This window comes from Serratia sp. CY52157 (assembly GCF_052168495.1).
Taxonomy (GTDB): Bacteria; Pseudomonadota; Gammaproteobacteria; order Enterobacterales; family Enterobacteriaceae; genus Serratia; species Serratia ureilytica.
Map to the genome: position 1 here is coordinate 1,413,603 of NZ_JBJNMO010000001.1, position 23,879 is coordinate 1,437,481.

Below are 23,879 nucleotides of genomic sequence, written 5' to 3' on the forward strand. Positions count from 1 at the left end.
GTTTCTCCGGTCAGGGCAAAACGGACAGCCGCAATGCCAGCGCGGCCAGGGTGACAAACAAAATCGGTAACGTCATCACCAGCCCCACGCGGAAATAATAGCCCCAGGTAATGACGATGTTCTTTTGTGCCAACACATGCAGCCACAGTAACGTCGCCAGGCTGCCAATCGGGGTAATTTTGGGGCCGAGATCGCTGCCGATAACGTTAGCGTAAATCATCGCCTGTTTGATGACGCCTTCCGCACTGCTGCCGTCGATAGACAACGCCCCCACCAATACCGTCGGCATGTTATTCATGATGGAAGAGAGAAATGCGCTCAGGAAACCGGTGCCAAACGTCGCCGCCCACAGCCCCTGCCGTGCCAACGCGTCCAGCACACCGGACAGCCAATCGGTCAAACCGGCGTTGCGCAACCCGTAGATCACCAGATACATGCCCAGTGAGAAAATGACGATCTGCCAGGGCGCCCCGCGCAACACTTTACCGGTATCGATCGCTCGCCCGCGTTTCGCCACCGCCAGCAAAACCAGGGCGCCGCAAGCGGCGACCAAACTGACGGGCACGCCGAGCGGCTCCAGGGCGAAAAAACCCATCAACAACAGCGCCAATACGGCCCAGCCGGTCCGAAACGTCGTGCGATCGCGAATCGCTTCCCGTGGCACCGGTAAACGCGTCAATGCGTAGCGCTGCGGAATATCCTTGCGGAAGAACAGATGCAACATCACCAGCGTCGCCGCGACGGCGGCAAGGTTGACCGGCACCATCACCGCCGCATACTCCGTAAAGCCCAGCCGGAAGAAATCCGCTGAAACGATATTTACCAGGTTGGACACCACCAGCGGCAGGCTGGCAGTATCGGCGATAAAGCCCGCCGCCATGACGAAAGCCAGCACGGCAGCAGGACGAAAACCGAGCGCCGACAGCATGGCGATCACGATCGGCGTCAGAATCAACGCGGCGCCGTCGTTCGCGAACAACGCTGCCACTACAGCCCCTAGCAGCAACATGTAGGTAAACAGCCATCGACCTTTGCCGTTGCCCCAACGTGCGACATGCAAGGCGGTCCAGGTGAAGAAGCCGCTTTCATCCAGCAGCAGGCTAATGATGATGACGGCGATGAAGGTCGCGGTCGCATTCCAGACTATCTGCCACACCACGGGAATATCACCGACGTGCACCACGCCGCTCACTAATGCCAATCCCGCCCCGATCGACGCACTCCAACCGATGCCCAGCCCTTTCGGTTGCCAAATCACCAAAATCAACGTCAGAATAAAGATTGTCCCTGCCACTATCATCGTCGCCTCGCTGCTTCTTCAAGTTTACATATATGTTTTTTCGGATATGTTAAGACAAATTTTTTATCGTTACGGGCAACCTTTCGCCGCGCGTTGCGCCAATTCCATCATCTGTTCTGATCGGCACTGATAAGCCTGCTCAATAATAGCCGCCGCCCAGGCCGGCATATGCGGCGACAGGCGATAATGTATCCACTTGCCATCGCGCCGATCGAGCAACAGCCCGCTTTCACGCAGCATCGCCAGATGTCTTGATATTTTTGGCTGCGGCAGCGCCAGTGCGCCCGACAGCTCGCACACGCACAGCTCGCCGGCGTGGCGCAGCACCAGCACCAGCGTCAGACGCGTCTCATCCGACAAGTTTTTAAACAGCTTCAGCGGCGTCAATGACGTCATGTCGCACTCCCGTTAACCTTTATCTGCTCGACAAATCGCTCGTGAAAATATCACCTTCATATTCGAAAAAGCAAATATAAAACGCAAGGCGTTATCCCCAGCCCAACAACTTATACTTATCTTACGCTGTTTTTATGGGAAGAAGGCGCCATGCCGCTCACATTCAAACCGTCGGAAAGACTCTCCATCGGCACCGAAATAGAGCTGCAGCTGGTCGATGACGAGCACTACGATCTTACGGATCGGGCTGACCGGGTGGTCAGCGCGGTCGGCGACCGCCGACGCGTCAAACATGAGCTCACCAAGTCGATGGTGGAACTGAACAGCTCGGTGCACCGCGATCTCGATGCGCTGCACGCCGAGCTGCGCGCCCTGACCGATACCGTCCGGCGCAGCGCACGACGCCTGGGCTGTGACGTCTGCGGCGGCGGCCGCCACCTGAGCAACGACTGGCGCAAGCAGGTCATCAGCGACAACGCGCGCTACAGGCAGCTGGCCAGCCGCTTTGGCTATCTCTCCAAACTGGCCTGCGTATTCGGTCAACACATCCACCTCGGCGTCAACGACGGAGACGAGGCGATGTACCTGTGCCATGCGCTGACGCCCTATTTTCCGCAGCTGATCGCGCTCAGCGCTTCGTCACCGCTGTACCAGGGCGTCGATACGCGCTTTGCCAGCTCCCGTTTCAGCGCACAGAATTCTTTCCCCAATTACGGCTGCCTGGAACGCATCTACAGCTGGCGCGAATTCAACGCCTACTATGATCGGCTGCATGCCGCCGGCGTCATCGACAGCGTCAAGGATATTTACTGGGATGCGCGGCCGAAACCGGAGCTGGGCACGGTAGAGATCCGCATCTGCGATACGCCGCTGCGCCTCGCGCACGCCACGCTGCTGGTCGGCTACTGCCGTCTGCTGGCCGATTTTCTGTTGCAACACCGCACACCGATCGCGCCGGAGTACGATGCCTTCACCAGCTACAACAAGATCAACGCCTATCGCAGCGGTTTCGCCGCCGAATATGTCGATCCCGCCACGCTGCGCCGCTGCAGCCTGACCGCACATATCCTGCACACCCTCGACTCGCTGAGCGGCTTCGCCGAGCGGCAGGAGGATCGGGCCGTGCTGCAGGCGGTCGAGCGCCATGTGCGCCGGGGCATCAGCGATGCGGAGCATATCCGCCAGATGTTGCACAACGGCCTGCCGCAAACCCAGGTCATCAAACGCCTGTGCGATGAGCTGTTGCAACCGGCAAGTTAAGTTTCGGCTATCGATTCCATACGCCAAAGCGGCTGTTCATTATGTGCTCTTTCGCTACAATCGTGAGCACTGACATTCACCGTATCGAGGACACTATGTACAATTTCTCCCGCTATCAGGCAAAAGAACTGGCGCTGGCTTACATGAGCGGCAAAAAGCACGATCTGTCGCCGCAGGAGTTTTTGCAGCAGCTGAAAAGCAGCGAAAGATCGTTTGAGCACCTGCTGAAACACGGCAGTGAAATGCCGCGTGACGTGCTGGTCAAAGGCTTCTGAACGGCCGGTCGCCGGCCTCTTTCCGTCTACGCCGCCGGTGGCGGGCCTGACAGGTCCGCGCATTCCCGGCCGTCTCTCTCCCTTTCTCTTCGCCCCCGACGTTTCGCCTCCACCGACCAACACCCGGAGAATTCACCTTTAGAGACGAATTGTTGACATATTCGTATTCAGATGCGAATTTATAGTCATCCCCCATCCACAACGGATCACGCCATGCCGACGCCAATCAGCGTAATCAGCGGCGATCTGGTCGATTCTCGCCGGTCAGACACCGTCAACTACCTCAACGGGCTACACAGCCTGCTCGATCGGCTGCAGCGCGACGGGCGGCTGCGCCAGGTGGAAATCTTTCGCGGCGATGCCTTCCAGGCGCAGGCCGCGCCGGAGGACGGGCTGTTGCTGGCGGTGTATATTCGCACTGCGCTGCGGGCGATGGGCGCCGCGCACTGGGATGCGCGTATCGCCGTCGGGCTGGGTAGCCAACGGCCCGACGCCGCCGGTTACGGCAGCGCCTTTATCAACTCCGGCAGCGCGCTGGACGCTATGACGAAAAATTGCCGCCTGGCTCTGAAAACCGACAACGATCGGACAAACGCCATTGTCAGCGATCTGCTGCCGATGTTAGATCATGTCATTGGCCGCTTGTCGCAGACCGAAGCGCGCATCGTCCAGGCGAGAATGTTCGCCGACAGCGGCGCGGCCGTAGCCGAGCAGCTGCAAAAAGCCGCTTCCACGGTCTCCGCCACGCTCAAACGCGCGGCCTATGAGGAGATCATGCGGTTTATTCACGCCATTAACAGGATCGTCTGACTATGGATCTGACCTATGCGCCTTTACTGGCCTGGCTGTTGATCGTCCATCTGCTGGCGGATTTTCCACTGCAGCCGCTGAGTTGGGTGGAAGATAAAATCCAACATCGCGCGCGTTCGCGTTTTCTGCTGTTGCACGCGTTGCTGCATGGGGTGCTGGCCGCCTGGGTGGTGGCCGGTTTCGGCCTGCTGCACGGCGGACTGTCTTCACTGCAGGTGCTGGTCAGCCTGCTGGTTATCGCCGTCAGCCACTACCTGATCGATTTGCTGAAAGTCACCGCCATGATCCGCCTGAGCCCGGCCCGCAGCTTTCTGCTCGATCAGGGATTGCATCTGGCGGTGATCGCCTTGCTGTGGCTGGGGCTGACGCCGAATGCCGGTGAACTGCTCGCGGCGTTGGGACGGCAACTGGGGAGTTGGCAAACCGGCCTGGTGCTGGTGGCCTACAGCCTGATTTATCTGCCGATGAGCCTGCTGATTGGGCAACTGCTGGCGCGCTGGACGCCGCAAATGCCGCCTTCGGCCAAGGCCGACAACGATTCGCTGCTGCGCGCGGGCAAACAGATTGGCTATCTGGAAAGAACGCTGATCCTGACCTTTGTGCTGCTGGGGCAAATTCCGGCGATCGGTTTTTTGCTGGCGGCCAAATCTATCTTCCGTTTCGGCGATCTGCGCCAAAGTGACGATAAGATGCGTACCGAGTATGTGCTGCTCGGCACGCTGTTTTCCTTCACGCTGACCATCATGCTCGGCCTGCTGGTCAACAAACTGCTGTAGCGGTGCGGGGGCGAAGAATTTCGCCCCCGAAGTGAACGCCGAGGCGGCTTAGAGCCACTCGCCGAAGCGGCGGATATAGAAACGCTTCATCAACTGTGCGACCACGCAGTAGCTGACCAGCGTAGCGGCCAACCACGGGAAGTATTCCCACGGCAGCGGCTGCAAGCCAACCAGGGCGCCGAGCGGCGAGAACGGAATGTAGATGCCGAGCGCCATCACCAACCCGGTGGTCAGCAAGACCGGCAGCGCCGCCGTGCTCTGAATGAACGGGATCTTCTGGGTGCGCAACATATGCACCACCAGCGTTTGCGACAGCAGCCCCTCAATGAACCAGCCGGACTGGAACAGCGCCTGGTGTTCCACGCTGTTGGCGGCGAACACGTACCACATCAGCGCATACGTCGTGATATCGAAGATTGACGAGGTCGGCCCAATCCACAGCATAAAGCGCCCGATGTTTTTGGAGTCCCACTTGCGCGGTTTGCGCAGAAACTCTTTGTCCATCTTGTCCCACGGCAGCGACAGCTGAGAAATGTCGTACATCAGGTTCTGAATCAACAGGTGGATTGCCAGCATCGGCAGGAACGGGATGAAGGCGCTGGCCACCAGCACCGAGAACACGTTGCCGAAGTTGGAGCTGGCGGTCATGTTCAAGTACTTGATGATATTGCCGAAGGTCTCGCGCCCTTTGATTACCCCCTCTTCCAGCACCATCAGGTTCTTTTCCAACAGGATGATGTCCGCCGACTCCTTGGCGATATCGGTACCGGTGTCGACCGAGATGCCGACGTCGGCGTCGCGCAGCGCCGGCGCATCGTTGATGCCGTCGCCGAGGAAGCCGACGGTATGGCCGTTGGCCTGCAGCATTTTCAGCACCCGCGATTTTTGCAACGGCGTCAGCTTGGTGAAGACCGTGCGCTGCTCCACTTCGCGCGCCAGTTCTTCGTCATCCATCTGTTCAATTCGCAGCCCGGAGAGCGGCTCGCCCGGCTCCAGCCCGACGTCGCGGCAAATCTTGCAGGTGATCACCGGGTTGTCGCCGGTCAGCACCTTCACCGTCACGCCATTTTCCTGCAGCGCGGCGATCGCCTGCTGAGCGCTCTCCTTCGGCGGATCGAGGAAGGTCAGCAGCCCTTGCACCACCATATCGCGCTCGTCGGCCACGCTCAGCGGTTCGGCCGGGCGCTGCGCATCCAGCTCGCGCGTCGCCAGCACCAGCACGCGGAAACCGTCTTCGTTATATTCTCGGGCCAGCGCCTGCAACGCCGCACGGCGCGCGTCGTCCAGCACCAGCGTCTGATCGCCTTCACGCACGTGGGTGGCGATCTCCAGCATCTCCTCCACCGCGCCCTTACAGATCAGCTGCTGGCGGCCATTCTCATCCGCCACCACGATCGACAAACGGCGGCGCACGAAATCGAACGGCAGCTCATCCACCTTGCTGAAACGCCCCAGGGCTTCAATCCCCGGTTTGCCGCGGCCAAAGCGGATCACCGCCTGATCCATCAGGTTCTTCATGCCGCTCTGATGGAAGCTGTTCAACCAGGCCAGGTGCAACACCTCGTTATCTCTGGCGCCGTTGACGTCGATGTGGTGCTCGAGAATGATGCGGTCCTGGGTCAGCGTGCCGGTCTTGTCGGTGCAAAGCACGTCCATGGCGCCAAAGTTCTGAATGGCGTTCAGACGCTTCACCACCACCTTGCGACGCGACATGGCGATCGCCCCTTTCGCCAGGTTGGAGCTGACGATCATCGGCAGCATTTCCGGCGTCAGGCCGACCGCCACCGCCAGCGCGAACAGCGCCGCTTCGCTCCAGTCGCCTTTGGTGAAGCCGTTGATCAGCAACACCACCGGCACCATCACCAGCATGAAGCGAATCAACAGCCAGCTGACGCTGTTCACCCCGCGATCGAACGCAGTCTGCGCCCGTGTCCCGACGATCGACTTGGCCAACGAGCCGAAGTAGGTGCGCCCGCCGGTCGCCACCACCACCGCCGTAGCGGTACCGCTGGCGACGTTGGTGCCCATCAGACAGATGTTGGAGAGCTCAAGCAGCGCGTTCTCGCTGGACACTTCCCCTTCGCTCGACTTCTGCGCCACGTTGCCCATCGCATCGTATTTCTCGATAGGGATCGCCTCGCCGGTCAAAATCGCCTGGCTGATGAACAGATCGCGCGAGGCGATAAGACGCACGTCGGCCGGCACCATGTCACCGGCGGAGAGCTGGATGATATCACCCGGCACCAGTTCGCGGATCGGCACTTCCAGCGTCAGCGGATGCGCGCTGTAGCTGCTGCGGCGCAGCACCGTGGCGGTAGTGCGCACCATCGATTTCAGCGCTTCCGCCGCTTTGTTGGTGCGGTATTCCTGCCAGAAACGCAGCAGCCCGCTCAGCGTGACCATGGTCAGAATGATAATGACGCCGGTGAGTTCAGTTTCTTCACCGCTCTGGAGCGGCAGCCAATAATCGGTAAAGAAACTGATCGCAGCCAGCACCATCAGCACGAAGATAAACGGGTTGTTGAAGGCCTTGATCAGCTGGATCAGGGCATGCGGCGCCTTGTCATGGGCGACCTGGTTGGCGCCGAACTGCTCCAGCCGCTCATCGGCGTCGTCCTGGGTCAAACCGTTGCGGTTGCACTTCAGGTTCGCCAGCGTTTGAGCGATGCTGTTGGTGGCCTCTTGCGCAATGGCGTAGGTCACCGCGTCTTTATCACGGCGACGCGTTCTTTCATTAATCTGAGTCATAACGCTATTCTCTTATTTTAGTTCTGCGCACAGCGAAGCCCCGCCCGATAAACAGGTGACTATGCGCAGCTTGGAATTTTTTATTAGCGTGACTAAATGGCGGAATTACCCTGTCAGCCACGCTGGAATCATTTTCCTTCCGGGGTCATCGTCCATAACGCCTCCTTAATGCTCAGCGTTATTCAAGGCGTGCATGAATAAACCTGAACATATAATCAAGTTAATCAATATTTATATCATTAATCAGACCGGTAATTCGGACGCGACGCGCCAGCGAACGGCGCTCACGCTTTTTTCCAGACTGACGCGGCAGACAATACCTTCGATTTCTTTTTGCGCGGCCGGCGTAGCGGTAATTTCCGCGCACACTTCCAATTGTCCCGGGCTCGAAATATCGGCGCTGCGCAAGGATTGCAGCCGCAAGGCGACGCCGTTCAGCGCCTGCAGGATCAGGGTGCGCACCAGAATTTCGTCCTGCTCGCCGCAGGTCACCTGAATGCGATAGCACAGTTCCAGATCGGTCGCCTGCTGATGCGGCTGCAGATTGATGCGCTGCGCGGCTTCGCGCAGCAGGATATTGGCGCACAGGATCACCAGCGTAGCGACCACCGCATCCCAATGCTGGCCCAGGCCGCACAGTACGCCGATCCCCGCCGAACACCACAGCGTGGCGGCGGTATTGAGGCCGCGAATATTAAGCCCTTCACGCATGATCACGCCGGCGCCGAGGAAGCCGATACCGGATACGATCTGCGCCGCCACACGGCCGGCGCTGGCCGGATCGGTGGACATGGAGCTGAGAATAAAGACCGCCGCGCCGGTCGCCACCAGCGCATTGGTGCGCAGGCCGGCCATGCGTTGGCGCCACTGGCGTTCGGCGCCAATGACCGCGCCCAGGCACATCGCCAGCAATAAATTCAAAACGAAAGGAGTCATAGCCATGACTGTCCCCTTAATTAACCGCAGGAGATAAAATCATGTGCTGTTTAGCACACGCGAAATCGCGCTGAAAATAAATCAGCGAATCAGCGTGCTGTGCCTGGAGGGAAAAGGCTGTGGCTGCAGAATACCATAATAACGTCCAACTCAATTCACCTGAAACCGTCAGGCATCAGGAAACGTTTCTTATTCGGGTATGCACAGCTCAGAAATAACTGGAGAGGGGTGCTGCCCGCCGATAACGGCAAGCAACAAATCAGAAGAGAATTGGTCAGCTTGCCTTATTTGTTTTATTACAACTACAACTGTCCAATTGGGTTTCTCCACTGAAATTTTGGCTGAGTATAGTGACGTCGGGTAATGAAGTAAAGGCTAATTTATTAAACGAAAAATAAACTGGAATACGGCGTTTATATTTCGATGTCACAAATAGAAGATGGCGACATTGGGTGACAGTGCGCTTATCGGTAAACTGCCCTCTTTCATCTTCCAAGGACGCCCCTGATGAAACAACGGTTTTCCCCGCTCGCGCTGGCGCTGCTCATCAGTTTTCCCGCCGATGCCTTACTGCTGCAGCAAGGCGACGTGCAATTTGAACTCGACCCTGCCACGCTGCATATCGCCGCAGGCCCGGTGCCGATCAATCTGGCGCAGCCTGCGCAGCAGGTAACGGATCTTACCGCAACGCCACGACGCGCCAGCTGGCGATGGCCGCAACGCGCAATCAACGTCAGCGCCCGTCTGGAAGGCGGCGATCTGCGCCTGAGCTTCAGCAGCGATCGGCCGCAAACCCTGAACTGGTATCGTATGCCGCAGGGGGAAACGCTGCTGTTGCCGATCGGCGAAGGCAGCCGCATCCCGCTGGACAACGCGGTCTGGCGTCATTACCTGACGACGGAAATGACGCCGCTGGATACCAACTGGGATCTGAAACTGCCGCTGTGGAGCCTGCAACACCAGGGTAAGGTCTACAGCTGGCTGATGTTGACGCCGTTCAGTAACCAGATAGCCTTCGCCACCGCGCAGGAAAAGCTGGCGATGCGCGCCAGCCACCAATTCAATCGCTTCAATCAACAACAGGCATTCGAGGTGCTGCTGCACGTCGGCAACGCCCCGCTGTCCGGCGCCCGCCGTTACCGCGACTATCTGCAACAAAACGGCCGGTTCAGCAGCCTGCGCGAGAAGATCAAGCAGGCGCCCGAAGGCGAAAAGCTGATCGGCGCTACCCATATCTATCTGTGGGGCGACCAATTGCTGGCGGCGGAAGATGTCAAGGATTGGCCGGGATTACTGCACTACTTCGCTTCTCCCGCCGCCGAAGCGCTGCGGCAGAAGATGGACGCCGAGAGCAGAAGCTTGCTGCTGCGGCTGGCGGGAAAAACGCCGGAGGGCTGGCAACAACAGCCCCTGATCGACGGCATCAACCGGGCGTTGACGGCGCAGTTCGCGCTTGGCGCGACGCCGGATGACGCCGACTTTCTGCAGGCGCAGCAGCGCCAGGCCGCCGCAGTGCGGGCGCTGGCGCAACGGGAGCTGGGACGCTGGTTAACCCCAGCGGACGGTTGGGGGCAAGGGTTGGCCAAACCGGTGATCGACGCGCTGCGCCAGGCCGGTTTGCCGCGCCTGTGGTTGGGCACCGATAACTGGACCGCCGCCTTCCTGCACCCGCAAGCGGTAGCCGCCGCCAAAGCGGCCGGTTATCTGATCGCCAGCTACGATTCCTACGATACCGCCATCGCGCGCGGCGTCAACGACAGCTGGCTCACCGCGCAGTTGCCGACGACGCTGCGGGAATCCTGCGCCATCGTGCGCGCAGACGGCAGCAGGAAACCCGGCTTCGGTAAACAGGGTTATTACCTCAATCCAGGCTGTGTCCTGCCCTATTCTCAACAGCGCATGCGCGAACTGGTGCAATTGGCCGGGTTGAACAGCCTGTTTCTCGATGTGGACGGCACCGGCATGGTGTCCGACGACTATCAGCCCGACCACCCAACCGGCGCGGCGCAGATGGCCGAAGCCCGCAACGCCCGGCTCGCCTGGTTCAGCGCCACCCTTAAGTTACCGCTGGGCTCAGAGGATGGTAACGCAGTGACCGCGCGCAGCCTGATGTTCGCCCACGGCATGGAAACCTGGGGATTCGGCTGGGGAGATAAACAGATGAATCAGGATAAATCCTCGCCCTATTATCTCGGCGCTTGGTGGCCCAACGCCCAACCGGCGTTTTTCTTCCGCCCCGCCAAAGTGAAACAGCCCTACCGTACCGTCGAATTCGATCCGCGTTACCGCCTGCCGCTGTACCAGGCCGTTTTCCACGATGCTATCGTCAGCAGCCACCACTGGAATTACGACAATCTGAAATTCAGCGACGTTCAGACCACCCGCAGCCTGCTCAGCCAGCTGTACAACACCGCGCCGATGTTCCACCTGAGCCGCACCACTCTGGCGGCGCGCTTACCGGCGATAAAACGCGCCGATGCTGCCTTCCGGCCGCTGCATCAGGCCTTGTGGGATAAAGCGTTAACCGACTTCCGCTGGCTCGATCGGGACGGCTGGGTGCAACAGACGACGTTCAGCGACGGATCGACCCTGACCGCCAATTTCAGCGCGCAACCTTTCGGCGGCGTGGCGCCCCACAGCCTACGCGCCAAACTGGCCGACGGCCGCACTCTCGACGTCGCACCTTAGCAAGGCCGCCGACAGTGGGCTACGCTAGGCTATATTTCCGTTTACCCACAAGGAGCGGCCGATGACTCCCCTGATCCACACTCTGCTCGACGAGATTTGGCAAAGCCTCGGGCAATGCCCTGCCCCCGCCGATCGCCTCACCGTAAGCGGCACCGGCGCATTGCCTTCGGCTTTTCCCGTGACCGAATTGGCCACCGCCGCCTGGAGCGCTGCAGGTTTAGCCTGCGCCGAGCTGCTGCGGCGCGAGGGCGCCGCCGCGCAGCAGGTTTGGGTCGATCAACGCCTGGCCTCGCTTTGGTTCGGCTGGACGCTACGCCCGCTGGGTTGGACGCTGCCCGCTGCCTGGGACGCGCTGGCCGGCGACTACGCCACGGCGGACGGCTGGATACGCCTGCATACCAATGCGCCACACCATCGGCGAGCGGTGGAACAGGTGCTGGGCCCGGCATCGAAGAAAGGCGCGCTGGCGGAACGTGTGCTGGCCTGGAAAAAAAGCGAGCTGGAGGAAGCGGTGATCGCGGCCGGCGGCTGCGCAGCCCAAATGCGTTCGGCGGCCGCGTGGCGACAACATATTCAGGGTAAAAGCGTGGCGCTCGAACCGCTGATCCACACCGCATTGCAGCCGGAAGCGCCATCGCCCGGCTGGACGCTGCCCGTCGCCCGGCCGCTGCACGGCGTGCGGGTGCTGGACCTGACGCGCATTCTCGCCGGGCCGATCGCCACGCGTTTTCTCGCCGGCTTGGGCGCCGACGTGCTGCGTATCGACCCTTACGGGTGGGATGAGCCCGGGGTCGAACACGAAGTGATGTTGGGCAAGCGCAGCGCGCGCCTCAATCTGACCAATGCGCGCGATCGCCATACGTTTGAGCACCTGCTGAGAAACGCCGACGTGATCGTGCACGGCTACCGCGCCGGCGCGCTGGAGAAACTGGGCTATGGCGCGGAGGAAAGGCACGCGCTGGCGCCGGGCCTGATCGACGTCTGCCTGAATGCCTACGGCTGGAGCGGGCCGTGGCGCACCCGGCGCGGTTTCGACAGTCTGGTGCAGATGAGCTGCGGGCTGGCGGAGGCGGGCATGGTTTGGCGCAGCGCCAGTTTGCCGGTGCCGCTGCCGGTACAGGCGCTGGATCACGCCACCGGCTATTTGATGGCGGCGGCGGTGCTGACCGGTATGACGCAGCGCCTGTACCGCGGCACCGGCTATCGCGCGCGCTTGTCGCTGGCGCGGACGGCGCAGCTGCTGCTGGCGCATCCCTACCCGACGCCTTATCGGCCGGAACCGCTGACACCGGCCGGAAGCGCCGACGAGACCCCTGAAACGGAACTGACTTACTGGGGGGCGGCGCAACGCCTGCGCGCGCCGTTGAGTCTGCAGGGCACGGCGCTGCAATGGGCGCTGCCGGCGACCACGCTCGGCACCTCGCAACCGGAATGGCTACGCCGCTAAATCGCCGCCAACTGCTGCTGAAGCCACTGCAGCAAGCGGGTGACCGCCGGCGTCAACCCGGCGGTCTGCGGCCATGCCAGATAAACGTCGTCATCGCTCAGGCGACAGGGCGCGGCCAAGGCCACCAGCCTCCCCGCGTCGAGGGCATCCTGCACCAGCAGCTTTTTCGCCAACGCGATGCCAAACCCTTGCTCCGCCGCGCGAATCAATAATCCGGCATCGTTGAACAACGCCTGTTGCCGCCCGCATAACGGGCGCCCCTGCGCGTTGAACCAGTCGCGCCAGGGACTGACGTCGTGCTCGAGCAACGGAATATCGCCACCGTTCTCGAAAGCCGCCCCCCATTCTCGCGCCATATCCGGCGAAGCGACAGGCAACACGTCCCCCGCTGCGATGCGCTGCGCCTGCAGCCCCGCCCATTGACCGCTGCCGATGCGGATCGCCGCATCGAACCCCCGCTGCGACAGATCCTGCAGCGCCAGCGACGCATCGATATCCAGCGCAATATCGGCACAGGCCTCATGAAAAGCCGACAGACGCGGCAGCAGCCAGTAATGGGCAAAAGACGGCAACACGCTGATGCGCAGCGTCTGGCTTGCCGCCGCTCGCCGGGCGCGGGCGACGCCCTGCTGCAGCGCCTGCAGCGCCGGCTCTACCGCCGCCAGCAACTCTCGCCCGGCGGCATTCAGGCGCACGCCGCGCCCGCGCCGTTCAAACAGCGGAGAGCCGACCGCCTGCTCCAGCAGCTGAATTTGCTGGCTGACCGCGCCGTGCGTCAAATGCACCTGTTGCGCCGCAGCGCGCAAATTTTCCAACCTGGCGGCGATCGCAAAGGTCGGCAAGACATGCAAGGGAATGCGTTCACTCATCATTGGTTAACCAGGCTATCCAAAAAGGTTATTTTTCATCGATTTTGACCGGCAGGCAAATGTTCTATGTTTACCCCATCATCCCTGACGCTTTCGGAGCCGCCATGCACCCACGTTTACAACAGGACCTCGCACAGTTTCCGCAGATCCTCGATCACACCCGCCAACTGGCGGAAGATTTCCTGGCTGGGCTGCAGCAACGCTCGGTCTGCCCACCGCTCGAGCATCAGCAGCTGCAACCGGGCGACGATCGGCTCGACGAAAACGGCGAAGGCGCCCTGGCGGCGCTGGAGCGCTTTTGGCAACGTTATCAGGCCGGCATTTCCGCCAGCGCCGGCCCGCGTTATTTCGGCTTCGTCACCGGCGGCGGCACCCCGGCGGCGGTCGCAGCGGACTGGCTGGTTAGCGTGACAGACCAAAATAGCCTGCTCAGCCATGATACCATCGCAGCCACGATCGAGCTGGCGGCCGTGACGCAATTGAAATCCCTGCTGGGCCTGCCGGAAACGTTCAGCGGCAGCCTGGTCAGCGGCGCGACCATGGCCAATTTCACCGGGCTGGCCATTGGTCGGCAGTGGCTGGGGCAACAGCGCGGCGTGGATATCGCCCAACAAGGCCTGGCGGCGTTGGGCCCGATCCGGGTTCTGGGAGCCAATCCGCATTCCAGCAGCGTGAAGGCGCTCAGCATGCTCGGTATCGGCCGCGAGGCATTGACGATCGTCGCCAGCCTGCCGGAGTCTGAAGCCATGGATATGGCGGCGCTGGAGCGGCAGCTGGCCGCTAGCGCAGGCCAGCCAACGTTGGTACTGGCCAGTGCCGGCACGGTCAATACCGTCGCTTTCGACGATCTGCCGCAACTGCTGGCGCTGCGAGAGCGTTATCCATTTTGGCTGCATGTCGATGCGGCATTCGGCGGCGTGGCGGCCTGCTCGCCGCTCTACGCCCCAAGGCTCGAGGGCTGGCAGCATGCCGATTCCATCACCGTCGATGCGCACAAATGGCTGAACGTGCCTTATGACAGCGCGATCCAATTTACCCGCCATCTGGATCTGCAGATGCAGGTATTTCAGAACCATTCGGCCTACCTGGAAGCACCGACGCTGCGGCCAGACAACTATCTGCATCTGACGCCGGAAAATTCGCGCCGCTTCCGCGCCCTGCCGCTTTGGCTGACGCTGAAAGCCTATGGCCGCAGCGGCATACGAGATATCGTCGAGCGCAATGTCGAACTGGCGCAGGCGCTGGGAGCGGCGTTAGCGGCCGAGGACGGTTTCCATCTGTTGGCGCCCGTGAATATGAACGTGGTGTGCTTTGCCCTCAGTCATCCACAGGGCGACAGCGAAGCGGCGCGCGATCGCTTTCTCGAACGCCTTAGCCGGCATGGGGTGGCGCGTTGCACCCCTACGCGTTATAACGGCCAGCCGGGGATCCGCGCCGCGCTGGTCAACTGGATGACGGAGGAACAGGACATTCGCCTGACGCTGGACTCGCTGCGCCATTGCCTGGCGGAGACGGCCTAAACGCCTGGCGCGTCACCCGGGCTGGAAGGCCTGCAAACGCCGTTCTTGCCGCCCGTCGTCGCCGATGTTATCCGGCGACAGCCAGGCGGCAAACGCCGAGCGCAGCGCCGGCCATTCTCCATCGATGATCGACAGCCAGTCGGTGTCGCGCGTGCGTCCTTTGACGACGACCGCCTGACGGAACGTGCCCTCATAGCGAAAGCCAAAACGCTCGGCGGCCTGACGCGAAGGCAGATTGAGGCTATCGCATTTCCATTCGCAGCGCCGGTAACCCAGATCGTCAAACAAATGGCGCAGCATCAGGAAAATGGCCTCGCTGCCGAGCGCACTGCGCTTCATCAGCGGGGACCAGTTGATGGTGCCCAGTTCAGCCGCACCGTTGGCGGGATCGATGCGCAAAAAAGCGCAGGTTCCTACCGCGCGCCCGTTCGCCTGATCGATCACCACCATCGTGCGCCTGTCGGCGCTGGACGCCAGGGCCTGCAGGTAATGCTGAAAATCCTCGCGCGTCTGCGGCCGCGCCCAAAACAGATAGGTCCAGTCGCGGTCGTCCTCGGCGGTTTGATAAGCCTGATAAAGCTCGTCGCCCCAGCGTTCGAGGTTCAGCGGTTCCAGGCGGCAAAACCGCCCTGACAGTAACGCTTGCCCGGGCATGCCTGCCGGCTGCCAATGAGGGAGGGCATCGCCTATCGGCTGCCCATATTGATTTTGTCTCACCGCGACATCCTGTTTTTGAAAGGTGCAAGAGCAAATTAAAACCGGCGCGGGTCAGAAACAACTCCGACCTGCCGCCGCCCCTGCCGACCGGCTGGCAAGACGATAGTTTAGAAAAATCACTCAATCACCGATAAACATTCACACAAATGATTTCATATGAAATAAATATCCACATAACCTATTGTAAAATGGTGATTTATGGCAACAATTAAGCTACACATTCCAGCAATAATGTTAACTTTTGTTTGTTGTTATGATAAAAACAGAAGCGCTTATCATTAGCGAAAGGTGCCAAGACAATCATAACGCAATGATTTTTATGATTAAAAATAGAAGAGTCTAGAAGCGAGTGCTTTTTGAGCACTTAAAAAGCACGCTAAAAGACTTCAAAAAAAAGACACATGAATTTTTTTTAAGACTTTTCCTAGCAAACTAAAATTTTGTTTCGTGACATGATGAACAGATTATCAGCAGACAATGCCGGCAGGCGCGGGCGCCAAGCGCGAATCAGGCCCATCATGCCGACGCCGGGCGAGTAGCGGATCGCTCTGACTTAAGCCAAACTTATAGATTCATGCGATTAATAAGTTTAGTATGAAAATATCATTGAGTGCCGTCGTGTTTATTGATAGAACACTCGCTACACTGAATTATTGTTCCATTTTGCCTTTCGGCTTTTTAGGCTTTTTCTCATATTACCGCAGTAAAACGGATTTAAGTGGGGGTGCGATATGCCAACGATTATCATGGATTCATGTAGCTATACCAGATTGGGGTTAACCGACTATCTGACTTCGCATGGCGTGAAGAAGCGCCATATTAATGCCATCGAGGACATTGACAGCCTGCATGAAAAATGCAGTAAGTTGAATCCTAGCCTGGTGTTTATTAACGAGGACTGCTTCATCCATGAAGCAAACGCCACGGAGCGAATAAAACGGGTGATTTCACTGCACCCGGATACGTTATTCTTCATCTTCATGGCTATTACCAATGTACATTTCGACGATTATTTATATGTTCGCAAGAACGTCATCATATCGTCAAAATCCATCAAACCAGAGACTATGAATCAGCTACTTAGTCATTATCTCGAGAAAAAATCCCTACGGGTGGAGAAATCTTCTCTGGATCAAACGCCGGTGACGCTGAGCCAAACTGAATCGAACATGTTACGCATGTGGATGTCCGGGCAAGGCACCATCCAGATATCAGACCAGATGCAAATAAAGGCCAAAACGGTCTCTTCCCACAAGGGAAACATCAAGCGGAAAATAAAAACGCACAACAAGCAGATCATTTACCACGTTGTCCGTTTGACCGACACATTGACTAGTGGAATATTCGTCAATAGCCGCTGAACCGTAGAGAACGCCCCCACTTTGTTTACCCATCGTTAATTTCCGGTGATAACGTAATCCGGTTCTCAAACGCTGGGATAACCAAAAGAATACCTGCTGCGTTATCCCCCGCTGGCGCAACGGGTATTTTTATGTCGTCGATAAAAAAATTCTTACCGTATTGAAATAATCTCAAAATAGACAGTTTCGTTAGCAAATTAATGAGATTGTTCGAAGTTACTGCCCGGGCGCGCCGCAAGGCTCCACAAAAGTGCCGTCACGGCTGTCGATTTCATTAAAAAACCACACGCCCGCCGGGTAGTCCTCAAGAGACACCAGATACATGGTACCTTCGTTGAAGACCTCTACGGCCAGAATGACGCCTTCGCGCCGTGGGCCGCCATCTGTTTTTACCGTCACTCGATCGTTAACCTGCATACCCTTCCCCATTCTTTGCGATTGGCATCAGTGTATTACAAAACCCCGGGTGAAGGACACCGCCCCAGCCCTGCCGGTCTCTGCTATCAGCGTAGCAGCCGCCTGGATTTTCACTTTCTTAACGGTTTGACCGCAGAATCTTAAGCCGGCCTCGCGTAACCTGTCTTCAGGCGTTTCCCCCCCAGAGAAGCGCTTGCAAATGAAGAAGTAACAAGGAACTTTTGCCCGCAGACTTGCGGGCTTTTTTTATGCGCCGTCAAATTGCAGGCATAAAAAAACCCGCCTCGGCGGGTTTTATTCAATCAGCGGTAGACGCCAATTAGATAGCGGTAACGTTAGCCGCAGATGGACCTTTCGCACCGTTCTCGATAGAGAACTGTACGTTCTGGCCTTCAGCCAGGGTCTTGAAGCCTTGATCCTGGATAGCAGAGAAGTGTACGAATACGTCTTTGCTGCCGTCTGCTGGGGTGATGAAACCAAAACCTTTAGCTTCGTTGAACCACTTCACTTGACCTTTGATCATGTTGGACATGTCTAATTTCCTTCAATAATAATGTTAGCCGCCATGGGCGAGATAGCCGGTCATCAGTTACTTATGGAGGCACTGGAAAGGAAATTCGTCAGAGAAGGGCTATCCGGGATAACGCTTTAAATTTGAACTACTTTACTCAAAATGTCGTGCATAAATAGGTCTGTACCACAGGCCGACATCATTAACTCACGAGCGAGCGGCAATAGCAACCTTTTTCGCCGTGCAGGGGCGTTAATCTCGGCTAAACGCACAGGATTTGACCCCGTCTGCCTACGGGATCGCCAGCTGAATCCCCATTACGCCGCAGTCAAATGATAGTAATTCTCGTTTTACTGTTTTATAGTTGCCCGGCGTAATCATCCAGGGAGATCCACCATGCCGAGATGGCTCACATTACCGGCCGCCAGCGCCGCCGCCCTGCTGGCCTTTGCCGCTTACAGCGCCCCGCTTGGCGCGCTGGAGCTGAATTATCAAGCCCCCGATCCCAGCGTCGCCCCCGCGCCCAAGCCGCCGACGTCGCCTGGGCCCGCGCCCAAGGCCGAGAAACCGCCGATCACCTGGGCAGAGGCGCGAGATAAAAACGGTTTTCGCGTCGACATCGAGTGCGATCATCCGGGCTGCAGCAAGCCGCGCACCAAACCTTATCCCGCGTATGACGGCCCGGTGAAGAAAACCGATCGCCGCCGCCAATCCGATCCTTATTCCACCAACCAGGATCCCGATTACAACATTCAGTTAGGCTATGAGTGGTAATGACGCTTTCGGAGAATACCTATACCTCACGCAATCACGGCCGCTTAGAATGGCGTCAGTTCACCACTCCTCCTGGTGTTGAACATGACAAGCTGTGTTGCAAATCTTTATGCGCCTCCCTATAGGCGCTTTTTTTTTGCCCTTCTCGCATCTCGCCTTTCCGATTACAGATTGGTCTCATTGCCCTGCAAAGTGATGAATGTCACAAATACGCCTCCTTGCCATTCTTATTCGGAGGTGATGTTCATGGCCACAGGATCTCTTGCCCTCCTGGCCGTCTTGGCCGGCATTGCGGGCTATGCGCTCTATAAACACTTCAAATCTCAGAAGAAAAGCGCATTCGTTCGCCCGCACGATCGGTAACCGACAACGCATTTTCACCGCAAAGGCGCGGCACGCCGCACGCCGCGCCTGCGGTTATCGTCATCCTTTCATCACAAAACTGTCACAATATGGCCATATGATGATTAGCGATTATCCGTTCTGGCTTAACACCAAGGATTTCGCCCATGACCATAATTAAAGCTGCAAACCACCAGGAAGCAGAAAAGCTCATCCGCGCCGGCACAGCCAAGAAAATCGAACTGGCTTACGACATCGGCAGCGACGATTTCTTCCAGCTTGCCAGCCTGTGGTGCGATAAAGGCGCCAAGATCTCCAAAGGAAAAGAACACTTTATCGTTTCATTGAAAGGGTTCCGCATCCCCCCTAACGATTGATGCCCAGCCGCCCATCGCGGCGGCGTCTCCTCCTCTTCCTCGCAAAACCGCTCTATTCGACCACGCGTACCTCATTCGATTTCGCTAAGCTAACAGCGGACTTTATTGTGGACGCGCCACCTGATAACCGCGTCCGCCACGATGAGGAGAGTAACCATGTCAACGAATGCACCGCTGCCCGACACGATGAAAGCGATTGAGATCAGCCAACCCGGCGCCCCCGAGGTTCTGGTCGTCGCCGAACGTCCGGTGCCGGTTCCGCAAGCGGGCCAACTTCTGGTGAAAATCGCCGCCGCCGGCGTTAACCGCCCCGACGTGCTGCAACGTCAGGGGAACTATGCGCCACCGCCCGGCGCCTCGGATATTCCCGGCCTCGAAATTGCCGGCGAAGTGGTGGCCATCGGTGAAGGCGTGACCCGCTTCGCGATCGGCGATCGGGTTTGCGCCCTCATCGCCGGCGGTGGCTACGCGCAATACTGCGCCGTGCATGAAAGTAATGCGCTGCCGGTTCCGGCGGGCCTGAGCCTGACCGAGGCCGCCGCGCTGCCGGAAACCTTCTTTACCGTCTGGGTCAACGTGTTCCAGCGCGGTCACCTCAAAGCCGGCGAGACCGTGTTGATCCACGGCGGCACCTCGGGTATCGGCACGGTCGCCACCATGCTGGCGAAAGCCTTCTGCGCCCAGGTGATCACCACCGTCGGTTCAGAAGAGAAGCGTCAGGCGAGCCTGGCGCTGGGCGCCGACGTGGCGATTAATTACCGCAACGAAGACTTTGTCGCCCGCACCAAAGACGCCACTAACGGCAAAGGCGCCGACGTGATCGTCGATCTGATCGCCGGCGACTATGTGGCCAAGAACTATCAGGCCGCAGCGATGGAAGGCCGTATCGTGCAAATCGGCACGCAAAACGGCGTGGTAAAAGAGCTCAACCTGATGCCGCTGCTCTTGAAACGCTTGACCCATACCGGTTCGACGCTGCGTTCGCGCAGCGTCGCGGACAAAGCGCAGATTGCCGCCGAGCTGCACGAGAAAGTTTGGCCGCTGCTGGAGCGCGGCGTGCTGAAACCGCAAATCTTTAAAACCTTCCCGCTTGAAGAGGCGGCCGCTGCGCATGCGCTGATGGAATCCAGCGAGCACATCGGCAAAATCATGCTGACGTTCTGAGACCTTTCCCCGCAGCGGGGCTGCGGGGACATTTATGCCGCATTCAGGGAATGATGCGGCGACGACGGAATGCATCGAACAGCGAGAAAAACATGGCTTCGGTTTCGACAAACTGATGGAAACCGAAACGCCGCGCCTTGCTGCCGTCCGCGAACATGTCGTAGTCCCAGGAAAAGACGAAATCGGCGAAACGCCAGCCGGCCACCGCCCGGTAATCGGGCTCGGTCAAGAAGTGCCGTTGCGCCAGCTCACGCCACAGCGGCGCTTTGTCCACCATCATGTTTTCCAGCGTCATCGGCAACGGCGGCGCACATTCCAGCCCGAAGTACGCGGCGATTTTCGGCCACATTTCGCTCCAGCGAAACAGATCGCCGTTGTTGATGTTAAACGCCTGATTGGCTGCCGCAGGTTCGGTCGCCGCCCAGAGCGTGGCGCGCGCCAGCAGTCCGGCGTCGGTCATTTCCAACAGGCTGTGGTAAGCGCCCGGCTTCCCGGGAAAGCGCAGCGGCAGCCCGAGCGCTTTACTGATCGAGGCGTAAACCGCGATGCTTAACGCCAGATTCATCGGGTTGCCGAGCGAGAAGCCCCCCACGACGCTCGGGCGAATGGCGCTCCAACGCCAGCGCTTGCCTGTTTGGCGCTGCTCCAGATACTGCTGCTGCGCCACATTAAACTCCGGCGGCATATGCCCGGCATCGCTTTCACGCGCCGGCGTTTTAAACGGCCCCAAATGCGCGCCATAAACTTTATAGCCCTGCATCAGGCTGATATGCTCCAACGCCGGCGCAATCGGCTCCAGCCCTTCGACAACGTGTTGCAACATTTGCAGGTTCGGCGCCACCAGCCCCGCCCAATCCGGAGCATCCTGATAGGCGGCATAGAAAACGTGGCTAATCGCGCTCAGCGGCCGCAGCGCGTCCCGCGTCGCCGCCGCATCCAGCAGGTCAACCTGCAGGTGGCGCACTCCAGGCGCCGGTTCGCCGCCCCGGCGCGAGACGCCCACCACTTGCCAACCTTGGTCAATCAGCTCCTCAATCAATCGGCGCCCAATCACGCCATTGGCGCCGATCACCAGCGCCTGTCGCTTTGCGTTCATTTTGTCACCCCTCGGATTATCGATACCCTGAGTGTTATTGATTAGCGATGCTTGCGGTAGATGAGGGTTTCCACTAACACTAATAAGAAATATCTATAGGCAAAATCGACATGGATAAGCTGAACGCAATGAAAACCTTTATGCGGGTGGCGGAGCTGGGCAGCCTGTCTGCCGCCGCGCGCGATCTGCGTTTGACGCAGCCGGCGGTCAGTCAGCAAATCGCCGGTCTGGAACAGCAGTTGGGGGCGCAGCTGCTGTTTCGCAGCACGCGGGCGGTCACCCTGACGGAGGCCGGCAATGATTACTATCAGCGTCTCAAACCGATTATGGCGGCGGTCGACGAAGCGGAAGAGGCGTTGCACGGCCAGCACCACCAGCTGCAGGGCAATTTGCGCCTGCATGCGCCGACCGGATTCGGGCAACGGCATATCACCCCTTTGGCCATCGCGTTCCAAAAACGTCATCCGGATCTCACCATCGAGCTGCTGCTGGACGATCGCCGCGCCGACGTCATCGGCGAAGGCATCGACGTGGCGCTGCGCTTCGGCGAATTGCACGCGCCCGGCATGGTGGCGAAACGGTTGGGTGAGCTGCAACGCCTGCTGGTCGCGTCGCCGGCCTATCTGGCCAGGCATGGCGCCCCTCGTTCGCCGGCGGATCTGGTGAAACATGCGCACATTCGCTACAGCGGCCTAAACGATGGCGATACGCTCACCCTGCTCGGCCCCCACGGCGCCGAGATGGTCGCGCTGCGGCCCACGTTTCGCGCCAACAATACCTTATCGCTGCTGGCGGCCATCGAGGCCGGGGCCGGCATCGGTGGCGCTCAGCGGCCGCTGATCGGCGAACAGCTGGCGACGGGCGCGCTGGTTCCCGTCTTGCCGGAATACCGCTACCCGCCCATGGCGCTGCATGCGGTCTATCCCGCTTTACGTTTTATTCCGCAGAAAGTGCGCGCCTGGGTGGCGCATTTGCAACAGGCGTTGACGGCGATCGAGGGAATTAGCGGAGTGAATGCCCCCGGCCAGACGCCGGGAGCATAATCATTATTTGAACAGTTTGCCGACCATGTCGCCCAGTTCATTGCTGTCTTGCTGCACTTCACCGTTTGGCGAAGCGGCATCCGCTACCGTCGGCAAGAACTGTGCAATGGTGCTGGACGCCTGGGCCGGATCGACGCCCAGCTTTTCAGCCAGTTGATTGATCGCATCGCTGCCCAACGCCTGCTGCACATGATCGCCGGTAATCGGCTGGTTTTCGCCGTTACCGAGCCAGGAACCGACGATATCGCCGAACTGCCCCTGGCGGAACTTGTCTAAAATGGCCTGCAGGCCGCCTTGTTGCTCGACCCACTGCATAATGGCGATGTAGTCGATGCCTTTGCCGTTGGCGCCGCCGCCCAGAATGTTACCCAATACGCTATCGAACAGACCCATGATATTCCCCTTTCAGCCGCTGCGGCCCGTGCCGCACAGCCGGATTGATTTCACGAAAAAGGGCCGCCGCGGCGACCCTGTTGAGCAACGGCTGCTTAGCCTTTGATCTTCCTGTAGACAAAAAGCACCACCAGGGCACCGATGACCGCCACCACGAAGCTGCCCAGGTTAAAACCGTCAACGCGTCCCATACCGAAGAAGGTGCTGATATAGCCGCCGACGACGGCGCCCACGATCCCCAGTATAACGGTAACAATAAAGCCGCCGCCGTCTTTGCCCGGCATAATCCATTTAGCCAGGATACCGGCGATTAAACCAAAAATGATCCAGGAAATGATGCCCATTTTTACTCTCCCTATTGCCTTTTGCCTAACAGAAATCCTATTACCAGGCCCACGACGGCGCCGGCGCCTACCCCTGCCCAAGGGTTATCCTTGATGCAGGCACATGATTGCTCGAGCGCTGCCTTTACGCCGCTGCGCACTTCGCAGGCGGTGGTTTTAACGTAGTCGCTCGGTTGCTCAACACCGCTTAGATCGTCATTTTCATATGACATGTCAAATCCTTACAGACCCGCCCTCTGAGAACTTCGTCACCTGTTTCACGTCCGGCGCCGCCCGTTCCGCGATCTTGCTCTGGACACTCTGCCCACAGCCGTT

24 protein-coding genes are annotated in these 23,879 nt (G+C 59.0%); 12 read left to right on the forward strand and 12 right to left on the reverse strand.

Annotated elements, in window-relative coordinates:
• Positions 1 to 10 precede the first annotated feature (10 nt).
• Both ACJ8IP_RS06775 and ACJ8IP_RS06780 read right to left on the reverse strand, forming a co-directional pair.
• Positions 11 to 1,300 (reverse strand): arsenic transporter, encoded by a 1,290-nt coding sequence (locus tag ACJ8IP_RS06775; RefSeq protein ID WP_042784908.1) that lies wholly within the window; start codon positions 1,298 to 1,300, stop codon positions 11 to 13.
• Positions 1,301 to 1,369: 69 nt separating this feature from the next.
• Complete coding sequence (locus tag ACJ8IP_RS06780; RefSeq protein ID WP_033650826.1) at positions 1,370 to 1,696, reverse strand: metalloregulator ArsR/SmtB family transcription factor; 327 nt, start codon at positions 1,694 to 1,696, stop codon at positions 1,370 to 1,372.
• Between the two features lie 150 nt (positions 1,697 to 1,846).
• On the opposite strand from ACJ8IP_RS06780, the gene ACJ8IP_RS06785 reads away from it, so the two are divergent.
• The 4 genes from ACJ8IP_RS06785 to ACJ8IP_RS06800 all read left to right on the forward strand — a co-directional run bounded on the left by ACJ8IP_RS06785 (position 1,847) and on the right by ACJ8IP_RS06800 (position 4,817).
• The gene (locus ACJ8IP_RS06785; RefSeq protein WP_164106719.1) at positions 1,847 to 2,956 is read left to right on the forward strand and encodes a YbdK family carboxylate-amine ligase; all 1,110 of its coding nucleotides are present in this window, start codon (positions 1,847 to 1,849) and stop codon (positions 2,954 to 2,956) included.
• A 95-nt stretch (positions 2,957 to 3,051) separates the two neighbouring features.
• Positions 3,052 to 3,231, forward strand: a complete 180-nt coding sequence (locus tag ACJ8IP_RS06790; protein ID WP_060660559.1) for a hypothetical protein — start codon at positions 3,052 to 3,054, stop codon at positions 3,229 to 3,231.
• 213 nt (positions 3,232 to 3,444) lie between these two features.
• Positions 3,445 to 4,041 carry a hypothetical protein gene (locus ACJ8IP_RS06795; protein WP_046687361.1) on the forward strand — a complete coding sequence of 199 codons (597 nt, stop codon included), beginning with the start codon at positions 3,445 to 3,447 and terminating at the stop codon, positions 4,039 to 4,041.
• A gap of 2 nt (positions 4,042 to 4,043) precedes the next feature.
• Entirely contained in the window at positions 4,044 to 4,817 is a 774-nt protein-coding gene (locus ACJ8IP_RS06800) for a DUF3307 domain-containing protein (RefSeq protein ID WP_033650823.1), read from the forward strand.
• A 48-nt stretch (positions 4,818 to 4,865) separates the two neighbouring features.
• On the opposite strand, the gene mgtA is transcribed toward ACJ8IP_RS06800, so the two are convergent.
• Positions 4,866 to 7,565 (reverse strand): magnesium-translocating P-type ATPase, encoded by a 2,700-nt coding sequence (gene mgtA / locus ACJ8IP_RS06805; protein WP_033643589.1) that lies wholly within the window; start codon positions 7,563 to 7,565, stop codon positions 4,866 to 4,868.
• A gap of 243 nt (positions 7,566 to 7,808) precedes the next feature.
• Positions 7,809 to 8,507 (reverse strand): MgtC family protein, encoded by a 699-nt coding sequence (locus tag ACJ8IP_RS06810; protein WP_025303346.1) that lies wholly within the window; start codon positions 8,505 to 8,507, stop codon positions 7,809 to 7,811.
• 501 nt (positions 8,508 to 9,008) lie between these two features.
• Here ACJ8IP_RS06810 and ACJ8IP_RS06815 point away from each other — a divergent pair.
• Positions 9,009 to 11,189, forward strand: a complete 2,181-nt coding sequence (locus ACJ8IP_RS06815) for a glycoside hydrolase (RefSeq protein WP_198793134.1) — start codon at positions 9,009 to 9,011, stop codon at positions 11,187 to 11,189.
• A gap of 61 nt (positions 11,190 to 11,250) precedes the next feature.
• A complete protein-coding gene (locus ACJ8IP_RS06820; RefSeq protein ID WP_164106715.1) occupies positions 11,251 to 12,636 on the forward strand; it encodes a CoA transferase in 1,386 nt (461 codons plus the stop codon).
• Here ACJ8IP_RS06820 and ACJ8IP_RS06825 read toward each other — a convergent pair.
• A complete protein-coding gene (locus tag ACJ8IP_RS06825; protein WP_047025420.1) occupies positions 12,633 to 13,508 on the reverse strand; it encodes a LysR substrate-binding domain-containing protein in 876 nt (291 codons plus the stop codon). The two genes, ACJ8IP_RS06820 and ACJ8IP_RS06825, sit on opposite strands and share 4 nt — an antisense overlap.
• 101 nt (positions 13,509 to 13,609) lie before the next feature.
• Here ACJ8IP_RS06825 and ACJ8IP_RS06830 point away from each other — a divergent pair, with 101 nt between their 5' ends.
• Positions 13,610 to 15,025 carry a pyridoxal phosphate-dependent decarboxylase family protein gene (locus ACJ8IP_RS06830; protein ID WP_046688509.1) on the forward strand — a complete coding sequence of 472 codons (1,416 nt, stop codon included), beginning with the start codon at positions 13,610 to 13,612 and terminating at the stop codon, positions 15,023 to 15,025.
• Between the two features lie 12 nt (positions 15,026 to 15,037).
• Here ACJ8IP_RS06830 and ACJ8IP_RS06835 read toward each other — a convergent pair whose 3' ends face one another.
• Positions 15,038 to 15,679, reverse strand: a complete 642-nt coding sequence (locus tag ACJ8IP_RS06835; protein WP_033643593.1) for a GNAT family N-acetyltransferase — start codon at positions 15,677 to 15,679, stop codon at positions 15,038 to 15,040.
• A 794-nt stretch (positions 15,680 to 16,473) separates the two neighbouring features.
• On the opposite strand from ACJ8IP_RS06835, the gene rcsA reads away from it, so the two are divergent.
• Positions 16,474 to 17,103, forward strand: a complete 630-nt coding sequence (gene rcsA, locus ACJ8IP_RS06840; protein ID WP_019453510.1) for a transcriptional regulator RcsA — start codon at positions 16,474 to 16,476, stop codon at positions 17,101 to 17,103.
• Positions 17,104 to 17,319: 216 nt separating this feature from the next.
• Here rcsA and dsrB read toward each other — a convergent pair whose 3' ends face one another.
• Both dsrB and cspE read right to left on the reverse strand, forming a co-directional pair.
• A complete protein-coding gene (gene dsrB, locus ACJ8IP_RS06845) occupies positions 17,320 to 17,520 on the reverse strand; it encodes a protein DsrB (RefSeq protein WP_033643594.1) in 201 nt (66 codons plus the stop codon).
• Between the two features lie 319 nt (positions 17,521 to 17,839).
• Complete coding sequence (gene cspE, locus ACJ8IP_RS06850; protein ID WP_004935122.1) at positions 17,840 to 18,052, reverse strand: transcription antiterminator/RNA stability regulator CspE; 213 nt, start codon at positions 18,050 to 18,052, stop codon at positions 17,840 to 17,842.
• A gap of 375 nt (positions 18,053 to 18,427) precedes the next feature.
• On the opposite strand from cspE, the gene ACJ8IP_RS06855 reads away from it, so the two are divergent.
• From ACJ8IP_RS06855 to ACJ8IP_RS06865, 3 genes are all read left to right on the forward strand, one after another.
• Complete coding sequence (locus tag ACJ8IP_RS06855; protein ID WP_033643595.1) at positions 18,428 to 18,805, forward strand: hypothetical protein; 378 nt, start codon at positions 18,428 to 18,430, stop codon at positions 18,803 to 18,805.
• A 509-nt stretch (positions 18,806 to 19,314) separates the two neighbouring features.
• Positions 19,315 to 19,524 carry a hypothetical protein gene (locus ACJ8IP_RS06860; RefSeq protein ID WP_004935132.1) on the forward strand — a complete coding sequence of 70 codons (210 nt, stop codon included), beginning with the start codon at positions 19,315 to 19,317 and terminating at the stop codon, positions 19,522 to 19,524.
• A gap of 156 nt (positions 19,525 to 19,680) precedes the next feature.
• The gene (locus ACJ8IP_RS06865) at positions 19,681 to 20,688 is read left to right on the forward strand and encodes an NAD(P)H-quinone oxidoreductase (RefSeq protein WP_033643596.1); all 1,008 of its coding nucleotides are present in this window, start codon (positions 19,681 to 19,683) and stop codon (positions 20,686 to 20,688) included.
• Between the two features lie 43 nt (positions 20,689 to 20,731).
• On the opposite strand, the gene ACJ8IP_RS06870 is transcribed toward ACJ8IP_RS06865, so the two are convergent.
• Positions 20,732 to 21,784 carry an SDR family oxidoreductase gene (locus tag ACJ8IP_RS06870; protein WP_069100621.1) on the reverse strand — a complete coding sequence of 351 codons (1,053 nt, stop codon included), beginning with the start codon at positions 21,782 to 21,784 and terminating at the stop codon, positions 20,732 to 20,734.
• A 110-nt stretch (positions 21,785 to 21,894) separates the two neighbouring features.
• Between ACJ8IP_RS06870 and ACJ8IP_RS06875 the strand changes: the two genes are divergently transcribed.
• On the forward strand, positions 21,895 to 22,827 hold the full coding sequence (locus ACJ8IP_RS06875) for a LysR family transcriptional regulator (protein ID WP_033650815.1): 933 nt from the start codon (positions 21,895 to 21,897) through the stop codon (positions 22,825 to 22,827).
• A 3-nt stretch (positions 22,828 to 22,830) separates the two neighbouring features.
• On the opposite strand, the gene ACJ8IP_RS06880 is transcribed toward ACJ8IP_RS06875, so the two are convergent.
• From ACJ8IP_RS06880 to ACJ8IP_RS06890, 3 genes are all read right to left on the reverse strand, one after another.
• Positions 22,831 to 23,220, reverse strand: coding sequence for a YidB family protein (locus tag ACJ8IP_RS06880; protein ID WP_019453502.1), 390 nt, complete (start codon positions 23,218 to 23,220; stop codon positions 22,831 to 22,833).
• A 95-nt stretch (positions 23,221 to 23,315) separates the two neighbouring features.
• Positions 23,316 to 23,564, reverse strand: coding sequence for a GlsB/YeaQ/YmgE family stress response membrane protein (locus ACJ8IP_RS06885; RefSeq protein WP_004935146.1), 249 nt, complete (start codon positions 23,562 to 23,564; stop codon positions 23,316 to 23,318).
• An 11-nt stretch (positions 23,565 to 23,575) separates the two neighbouring features.
• Positions 23,576 to 23,776, reverse strand: coding sequence for a glycine zipper domain-containing protein (locus ACJ8IP_RS06890; RefSeq protein ID WP_033643599.1), 201 nt, complete (start codon positions 23,774 to 23,776; stop codon positions 23,576 to 23,578).
• Positions 23,777 to 23,879 lie beyond the last annotated feature (103 nt).

Coding starts and splice junctions, on each gene's coding strand:
- ACJ8IP_RS06785 (WP_164106719.1), top strand. CDS start 1,847: ATGCCGCTCACATTCAAACCGTCGGAAAGACTCTCCATCGGCACCGAA.
- ACJ8IP_RS06820 (WP_164106715.1), top strand. CDS start 11,251: ATGACTCCCCTGATCCACACTCTGCTCGACGAGATTTGGCAAAGCCTC.
- ACJ8IP_RS06855 (WP_033643595.1), top strand. CDS start 18,428: ATGCCGAGATGGCTCACATTACCGGCCGCCAGCGCCGCCGCCCTGCTG.
- ACJ8IP_RS06780 (WP_033650826.1), bottom strand. CDS start 1,696: ATGACGTCATTGACGCCGCTGAAGCTGTTTAAAAACTTGTCGGATGAG.
- rcsA (WP_019453510.1), top strand. CDS start 16,474: ATGCCAACGATTATCATGGATTCATGTAGCTATACCAGATTGGGGTTA.
- ACJ8IP_RS06815 (WP_198793134.1), top strand. CDS start 9,009: ATGAAACAACGGTTTTCCCCGCTCGCGCTGGCGCTGCTCATCAGTTTT.
- ACJ8IP_RS06890 (WP_033643599.1), bottom strand. CDS start 23,776: ATGTCATATGAAAATGACGATCTAAGCGGTGTTGAGCAACCGAGCGAC.
- ACJ8IP_RS06835 (WP_033643593.1), bottom strand. CDS start 15,679: ATGCCCGGGCAAGCGTTACTGTCAGGGCGGTTTTGCCGCCTGGAACCG.
- ACJ8IP_RS06865 (WP_033643596.1), top strand. CDS start 19,681: ATGTCAACGAATGCACCGCTGCCCGACACGATGAAAGCGATTGAGATC.
- cspE (WP_004935122.1), bottom strand. CDS start 18,052: ATGTCCAACATGATCAAAGGTCAAGTGAAGTGGTTCAACGAAGCTAAA.
- dsrB (WP_033643594.1), bottom strand. CDS start 17,520: ATGCAGGTTAACGATCGAGTGACGGTAAAAACAGATGGCGGCCCACGG.
- ACJ8IP_RS06825 (WP_047025420.1), bottom strand. CDS start 13,508: ATGATGAGTGAACGCATTCCCTTGCATGTCTTGCCGACCTTTGCGATC.
- ACJ8IP_RS06800 (WP_033650823.1), top strand. CDS start 4,044: ATGGATCTGACCTATGCGCCTTTACTGGCCTGGCTGTTGATCGTCCAT.
- ACJ8IP_RS06870 (WP_069100621.1), bottom strand. CDS start 21,784: ATGAACGCAAAGCGACAGGCGCTGGTGATCGGCGCCAATGGCGTGATT.
- ACJ8IP_RS06885 (WP_004935146.1), bottom strand. CDS start 23,564: ATGGGCATCATTTCCTGGATCATTTTTGGTTTAATCGCCGGTATCCTG.
- ACJ8IP_RS06875 (WP_033650815.1), top strand. CDS start 21,895: ATGGATAAGCTGAACGCAATGAAAACCTTTATGCGGGTGGCGGAGCTG.
- ACJ8IP_RS06810 (WP_025303346.1), bottom strand. CDS start 8,507: ATGGCTATGACTCCTTTCGTTTTGAATTTATTGCTGGCGATGTGCCTG.
- mgtA (WP_033643589.1), bottom strand. CDS start 7,565: ATGACTCAGATTAATGAAAGAACGCGTCGCCGTGATAAAGACGCGGTG.
- ACJ8IP_RS06790 (WP_060660559.1), top strand. CDS start 3,052: ATGTACAATTTCTCCCGCTATCAGGCAAAAGAACTGGCGCTGGCTTAC.
- ACJ8IP_RS06860 (WP_004935132.1), top strand. CDS start 19,315: ATGACCATAATTAAAGCTGCAAACCACCAGGAAGCAGAAAAGCTCATC.
- ACJ8IP_RS06880 (WP_019453502.1), bottom strand. CDS start 23,220: ATGGGTCTGTTCGATAGCGTATTGGGTAACATTCTGGGCGGCGGCGCC.
- ACJ8IP_RS06775 (WP_042784908.1), bottom strand. CDS start 1,300: ATGATAGTGGCAGGGACAATCTTTATTCTGACGTTGATTTTGGTGATT.
- ACJ8IP_RS06795 (WP_046687361.1), top strand. CDS start 3,445: ATGCCGACGCCAATCAGCGTAATCAGCGGCGATCTGGTCGATTCTCGC.
- ACJ8IP_RS06830 (WP_046688509.1), top strand. CDS start 13,610: ATGCACCCACGTTTACAACAGGACCTCGCACAGTTTCCGCAGATCCTC.